Source organism: Legionella drancourtii LLAP12 (assembly GCF_000162755.2).
GTDB lineage: Bacteria > Pseudomonadota > Gammaproteobacteria > Legionellales > Legionellaceae > Legionella > Legionella drancourtii.
The window spans coordinates 51,161-58,179 of sequence record NZ_JH413802.1 but is presented as its reverse complement, the minus strand read 5'-3'; the positions used below and the strand labels follow the sequence as shown (position 1 = coordinate 58,179).

Below are 7,019 nucleotides of genomic sequence, written 5' to 3'. Positions count from 1 at the left end.
ACTTAGACACAACAAGCTATATAGTAAAAAACGCATCCCCAAATCCTCCTAATAATTAGGAGCCGGAGTGTACTGCAATAAATACTTAAAGCAATATGCTAATAAAACTTTGTTTTATCCAGTTACAAAGTCTGCTTATCGGTTGATTCATCAAGGTAAAGTGTTCAATATCTACAACAAAAAAAATATATAAAGATTAGGTATACACTATATTTTTGCAGAGCAACTTTATTCATCTGGCTCGATGTTCTGGCTTTTGGAAACGAGGATATGCCGAAGCGTTTGCACAGTGAATCCAAACAATTTAAGGCAGTGAGTAAAGTATATCTCTTAATATTGTTATTTACCCTCTAAATGACGTAAAATTAAACAAATTGAATTTGCACTTGAGTTTCCTATGTTTGATTTACCCTCGGAATTGAATATTAATATTTTTTCCTTTTTCTCTAATAATGAGTTGCTAACCTGCAGTGAAGTAAATCATTCGGGAAATGCTTTAGCAAAAGATATGCTTAAGAAAAAAATGGCGTCATTTGAAATTGGTCGAGAAGCGTTAAAAGAATTAAGTTTGCGTCACCCAAGAAATGCTATAATTGCGGTGGATATTGACGCGTACCGTCCAAGATATTTACTTTTAAACGGTGACTTATGTGAGCTTGCAGCAATGCGTATTGATGTAGCCAAACATATATTACACAATCCAAGATTACAAACTACAAGCAGAATTGATAGCAATTTTTCCACTTTAGTATGTGAAAAATATCCAGTTCTTGCTGCAGATATTTTTTCATCAGACAAAATTAGATTACCCAGCCAGGATGACATCGTAGATATTATAAAAAAACATCCCTTCCTTTTTGATCAACTGGCCAACATAAAGAAATTTATTGGCTTGATAAACAAATCGAATATTTTGATTGATTTATCCCTTATAAACCAGGACATTGCTCTGAGTATCGTTAATGATACTGATAAATTTAGTAAATTTGACGCATACTGCTTTATTGGCACAGTTGGATTGGCATATGAAGATATTGCCATGAAAATACTTAATGATCCAAAGTATGCGGCGTTGTTAGACGATAGCATCTTACTAAGTTATGGCGAACGCCATGTTGAGGCTGCAAAAGTTATCATAGAAAATAGAGCCTTTACTTCAAAACTAAATGATAAACAATTAGAAAAACTACAAGATAAAGTTATAGAGCATACAATCTTATTAACCCTGTAACACTTTACAGAGGTGGTATTCAGGATCATCTTATAAAGATTACGGTAAAATCAGGCGCTCTAAATATAGCTTCGCTCAAATTCTTTAAAAAGTCAGAACAAGGCTGAATTTTATAACATGTTGCCAAAGCGCCTTAACATGTGTTCCCATTCAATTCGATGCGCTCGCTTGATTGCGTCTGCAGCTTGCATCCCGCAGCTTGCCAAATTCACCTCTTTATTTTCATAATGGCATTGGCAATAAATGGTTTGAGGATGTTTTTGAAACAGTTGTGTTGCGATTTTTTTTGATTGCGAAAAAGAACCTGGGGATTGCGCAAAACTTAGGGAAATAAAACAAAATAGAAAGAGAATACGTACCATAGAACACCTGAACAACAACAAAGAGGCCGCATTATAAAAGCTTATCGTTTTTTTTCTATAGGAATGAGTCACTTACTTTTTTTACGCGGGAAAATTTAAAAAAAAGACGTTATCTGCTGATTTCTATTAAAATATTTGGTATACTCTCCAAGCATACTGAAAGATATAGATAAATTCAGCTTGTGAATAAAAGCACCCACTCTTCCTTAGTACCCAATGCCCTTTCTCATGACAGTAACCAACAAACTCAGTATTTAACTGCATTGTCGTATTTATCCTCTTCAAATATTAATCGATGAGATATCCACAAAATTTGTGGATATCTTACAAGGCCTAGCGCTTCGGAACTTGCGTTCTGACGCAAAATTAAATAACCTGGTCTAAATGCTTCCTGTATATCATTCCTAGTCGGGCATATATTAATTAGGACAAGGTTTTTCTCATAAAGTGACAATCTCTATCTTCAACCCATTTTGATATGGTGCCAATACATTTAAATCCTAATTTTTCATAAAAAGGACGCGCTTGAAAATCAAAAGTATCCAATTGAATGTAGAGACATCCCTTTATTTTGCTGAATTCTTCAAGTTTCAAAATTAATTTTCTACCTAATCCTTGATGACGGAAATCTTCGTGAATCCATAATAAATCAACACGTGTATATTTTCCCTTATAAAAACCAGTTAAGCCGGCAATAACATCTGATTTAATATCTTTAATATATATGGTGAACGGCTGTGAAGGATTCGAACCAAAAAATGGAGAGTTATAGTCAATTATTCCTTTTTTTATAACCGCATTAATTGCCAAATTCTCTGCTTCATCAATAAAAATGTTTTCATTTGCTATATTCTCCATTTTACTCATCCTCAAAACTTAGTTTGCAATACTAATTTGTAACATCTGGTTAAAACCCAGGAGGCAGTAAGAGCCTCATTAGCGAGTAAAGATTTTAATGGCTTTCTTTTATCTTTATCACTCATGAAATAAGTAGATTTATTTAAATAATATAGTTCCGGATCCAATTATGTGGTTGATATTAGCATCTAGTTTAGGTAGATTACAACGATAAATTTACAGGAATATAGCCCTTTGAGTTCCGACTCTGGCTATTCTAGGAACTGACTTAATGAGTAAAATATGATGATAACGATGGATGCTGTTGACCTAACCAAAGTACCCGGGTTTATTTTTAATAAACTTGCTAATCTGCTTAATGTTCCTCCAACCATCGGAAAAGTCTCATCAAGAACCTATGATAATTATATCGCCCTAATTAGAAAATATTTTAAAACGTCATTCTCTAAAAAAACGCATTATAAAGAGCTTGAAGAATGGATTAAAAACGAGTTACTGCCAACGAATTATTTAGCGGAAGAAGAGATAAAAAATCTTGCCATTCACTATTTAAAAGAAAGAGGCATTGAGTCATTTAAAGAAAAAACGATGGCACGAATCATTCTTGATGCCACTAATGCCTTTGAGAATGAGTTGTTTGAAAAACTAAAGAGTACATTATCGCCAGAAGATCAAGCACAGTTGAATGGGTTATTACTCCCCTATAAAGATGGCTTATCTTATCTGGGTTGGATAAATAAAGAGATTAATAGTCCATCACTTGATTCAATGCTGAGTTTAATGGAACAACTATCCATATTGAACCGGTTTAATTTTGATCTAGCCACCATCAGACTTATTCCAAGAAAAAGGATTCTCCATTATTCAGACGCATTTACGCGTTTAAATCCTAGCGATTTAAAGCAAATAACCGATAATAATCGGTGCGCTCACTTGCTGATACATAGCCACATAAGAAAAGAGCTGCTTACCGATAAAATAATTGATATGTTTAATCGTATTATCCGTAATGTGATCCATAAATCAGAAAAACGTGTCGTTAAAAAGCTTATCAATGATGTAAAAAAAGTCCATGGTAAAGACACTATCCTTTTTAATATAGCCGAAGCATGCTTGGAGCAACCCGATGGGACGATACGAGATAAAATTTTTCCTATCGTTGGTCAGGATAAATTAAAAAATATTATTGATGAGTATCAGAAAAAAGGACCAAAGTACCAAAGCCTCCTCCATCAACAGATTAGGAGCTCTTACGCAAGTTATTATCGACGTATGGTTCAACCTTTATTAGAAAACGTGGTGCTTCGTTCCAATAACTCAGAGCATCAGCCAATACTCAATGCATTGGCACTAATCAAAAAATATTTTGATAGCAACAAAGTCTATTTCCCAGATACTGAAGATGTACCGATGGATTGCTTGCCAGAAAAATGGCAAAAACGCATTGTTGATGCTCATACCGGAAAAATTAAACGAATTTGTTATGAAGTCTATGTGCTAAAAAAACTTGCAGACCGTATTAGATGCCGTGAAATATGGATCGTGGGATCTTTCAAACATCGAAACCCAGATGAGGATTTGCCTAATAATTTTGAAGAGAATAAAGAAGAATATTTTGATGATCTGTCTTTACCGCTTGATAGAGATGTGTTTATTGCACGATTAAAACAAAAATTAACAGGTGCATTAACGGCTTTAAATGATAGAATTCCGAAAAATCCAAATGTTCGAATAAGCCCTCAGAATGGTGGTCGGATTATTGTCACACCACTTACACCTCAAGCAGAATCAAAAAACATTGGGATTATAAAAAAACATTTACAAGAAAAATGGGAGGGAACCAATCTAATTGATATGTTTAAAGAAGTCGATTTGGAAAATAGGTTTACCCATGATTTTATTTCTTACGGTCAGAAAACATATTTAAAACCAAACGAAATTTCAGAAAGGATCTTGCTCACTATCTATGGGGGGATGGGTACAAATGTTGGGTTAAAACACATGTGCGCTGGAAATCCGTATGTCAGTGACCACCAGCTTCGACATATTAAAAACTATTTTTTATCCTCTGATAATTTAAAAAATGCACAGAGTAAAGTAGCAAATGCATTATTTAAAATAAGGCTAGAAGAGATATGGGGCGGTATGCCAATAGCTGTTGCCAGTGATTCCACTCAGTTTTCAGCCTACTTTCAAAATCTGATTTCAGAATACCATAATCGCTATGGAGGAAGAGGTGTGATGATTTACTGGCATGTTGAAATAAATGCCTGTTGTATTCACTCGCAACTAAAAAGTGTGTCAAGCTCTGAAGTTTCAGCCATGATTGAAGGTGTTTTAAGGCACTGCACCGAAATGTCCGTTCAAAAAAACTATGTAGATACTCATGGCCAAAGCGAAATTGGTTTTGCCTTCTCGCATCTTTTAGGATTTTCCTTGATGCCACGACTTGCCAATTTGAATAAACAAAAATTAGCACAATGCGAACTTGGTGATTATCAACAATACAAAAATCTAAAGTCAGTTCTGACGGATACAATTAATTGGCAGTTAATTAAAGAGCAATATAGCCAAATAGTAAAATATACTGCCGCAATGAAGGCAGGCCACGCTGATCCAGAATCCATCCTCAGGCGTTTTAACCAAAATAACCTAAAACATCCAACTTATATGGCATTATCTCAATTAGGAAAAGTTTTAAAAACTATATTCATTTGTAATTATTTAATGCACGGATCTGTCAGGCAAGAAATTCAAGAAGGATTAAATGTAGTTGAACTTTGGAATGGCGTTAGCAAGTTCATTTTTTATGGTCGTGCTGGGGAAATTTCATCAAACCATGAAAAGGCACAAACCTTATCTGTAATGTCGTTACATCTTTTACAACTATCTATGGTTTATATCAATACGTTAATGATTCAACAAATTATTGAAGAGTTTGGATTAAAAGCTCAACTGACAAAAGAAGATAAACGAGCATTAACCCCCCTTATTTATGAACATGTTAATCCGTATGGTTTATTTCCATTGGATTTATCCAAAAGGCTACCCCACCTTGATTATAAGGTAGCTGCATAATGGAACAAATATCAGCTAAAAAAATGGCTCAAAAGGTTTCAAGTCTACTTAAGGCACAAAATCCTAACTATGATTATCTTCGCGATGTATTCAGATTTGTGAGGGAAAATCTTAATATTGAAGTAACCACTACACCCAAACGCTTACCCTATGTTCCCACCGAAGATGAAATTAGACTCTTTTACAAAACTGTTTGGGAATCTCACGACATTATTCCTATGCTCATCGTTAAAGTTTTACTTTATACAGGGATAAGGGTCAGTGAATTAATTAATATACAGTTATGCGACATTGATTTAACTAATTGTCGAATAAAAATAAATCAGGGTAAGGGAAAAAAAGATAGGGTTGTACCCTTTTCACCAGCATTTAAAGAAACATTGGCTCTTCATTTAAAACAATATAAAAATGAAAACAGGATGTTTTTATTTGAATCGGGCTTTCGGCGCCATTATACCGACCGTGGAATTAGAAAAATTCTTATGCGATATACTAGACTTGCAGGTATTGAGCGATCCATATCACCTCACAAATTAAGACATTTTTTATTTACTTGGCTTAAGAAACAAAACATTGATGACGCCTTTATTCAACCCTATTCAGGGCATGCTAAAAGGGACTCTCTTGAAATATACTCAAAATTAAGCCTGGCTGATGCGCAAGATAAGTATAATGATGTTATTGGGGATTTTCCGATATGAATTTTGAGAGTTTTGCGTCAGGGCGCAAGTTCCGGAGCGCTAGGCCATATTCGAGACTCATTATTTTCCTATTAATGATGGTAGATTAATTCTTTGGCAAATCCATTAACGCCTAAATTTAAAGTGGTGATTATGAGAATATATCCGCGTGTGTTCCAGTTCGCACGAAATAAATATCATTACCATCAATTTTATAAATTAATAACCAATCAGGCTCAATGTGACTATCACGATGATGATTCCAGTTATTTTTTAAAGGGTGATCTTTATATTCAGACGGAATAGATTTATCCTCAATTAAAAGAGTCATTAAAGTTTTTAATTTGGACATGTCTTTGCCGCGTTTAACGTTTAACTTAACATCCCTCTTAAATTGTGTGCCTTGAATTGGATTGCGCAAATTAAATTCCTAAATCTTTAAATAATGCGTCATCTGAAACAAATCGCGTTCCTTCCCCTCTATCAGCCGCTTGCATTGCAGCAATAGTCAATTCATTAGGCATTTCTTGTTGAGCAATAAATTTTCGCATTAATTGCCTTACCACCTGGGCTGCAGGTGTATGAGTAGCAGCTACGGCAGCCATAAATTGATCATGCAATTCTGACTCCATCTTAATAGACATTTGCACATTCTTAGACATAGTTTATTACTCTCATTCATTTAATGTCGTAATTATAGCAGATACCAAATGAATATCAAATTAACATCTAAAGAGTATCTTATAGGTATTCAAAATGGCCTGATTGACGTGGTGCATCAAATACGCAACTCATTAAAGTATGTAGTCA

General features: G+C 34.4%; 6 protein-coding genes. 3 read left to right on the top strand and 3 right to left on the bottom strand.

Translation table 11 applies throughout. The features are described 5' to 3' along the window. Positions 1-397: 397 nt before the first annotated feature. Entirely contained in the window at positions 398-1,231 is an 834-nt protein-coding gene (locus LDG_RS03460; protein ID WP_006869755.1) for an F-box protein, read from the top strand. Between the two features lie 785 nt (positions 1,232-2,016). On the opposite strand, the gene LDG_RS03450 is transcribed toward LDG_RS03460, so the two are convergent. Further along, positions 2,017-2,451, bottom strand: a complete 435-nt coding sequence (locus LDG_RS03450) for a GNAT family N-acetyltransferase (RefSeq protein WP_006869753.1) — start codon at positions 2,449-2,451, stop codon at positions 2,017-2,019. A gap of 282 nt (positions 2,452-2,733) precedes the next feature. Between LDG_RS03450 and LDG_RS03445 the strand changes: the two genes are divergently transcribed. Beyond that, entirely contained in the window at positions 2,734-5,529 is a 2,796-nt protein-coding gene (locus LDG_RS03445) for a Tn3 family transposase (RefSeq protein ID WP_006869751.1), read from the top strand. Continuing rightward, positions 5,529-6,230 (top strand): tyrosine-type recombinase/integrase, encoded by a 702-nt coding sequence (locus LDG_RS03440; protein ID WP_006869750.1) that lies wholly within the window; start codon positions 5,529-5,531, stop codon positions 6,228-6,230. The genes LDG_RS03445 and LDG_RS03440 overlap by 1 nt, the downstream gene beginning before the upstream one ends. Positions 6,231-6,360: 130 nt before the next feature. Here the strand turns inward: LDG_RS03440 and LDG_RS03435 are convergent, their stop codons facing one another. Both LDG_RS03435 and LDG_RS03430 read right to left on the bottom strand, forming a co-directional pair. Then, on the bottom strand, positions 6,361-6,630 hold the full coding sequence (locus tag LDG_RS03435; protein ID WP_006869749.1) for a type II toxin-antitoxin system YafQ family toxin: 270 nt from the start codon (positions 6,628-6,630) through the stop codon (positions 6,361-6,363). A gap of 1 nt (position 6,631) precedes the next feature. Next, on the bottom strand, positions 6,632-6,871 hold the full coding sequence (locus LDG_RS03430) for an addiction module antitoxin (protein ID WP_040534336.1): 240 nt from the start codon (positions 6,869-6,871) through the stop codon (positions 6,632-6,634). Positions 6,872-7,019 lie beyond the last annotated feature (148 nt).

Coding starts and splice junctions, on each gene's coding strand:
- LDG_RS03430 (WP_040534336.1), bottom strand. CDS start 6,871: ATGTCTAAGAATGTGCAAATGTCTATTAAGATGGAGTCAGAATTGCAT.
- LDG_RS03450 (WP_006869753.1), bottom strand. CDS start 2,451: ATGGAGAATATAGCAAATGAAAACATTTTTATTGATGAAGCAGAGAAT.
- LDG_RS03440 (WP_006869750.1), top strand. CDS start 5,529: ATGGAACAAATATCAGCTAAAAAAATGGCTCAAAAGGTTTCAAGTCTA.
- LDG_RS03460 (WP_006869755.1), top strand. CDS start 398: ATGTTTGATTTACCCTCGGAATTGAATATTAATATTTTTTCCTTTTTC.
- LDG_RS03445 (WP_006869751.1), top strand. CDS start 2,734: ATGATGATAACGATGGATGCTGTTGACCTAACCAAAGTACCCGGGTTT.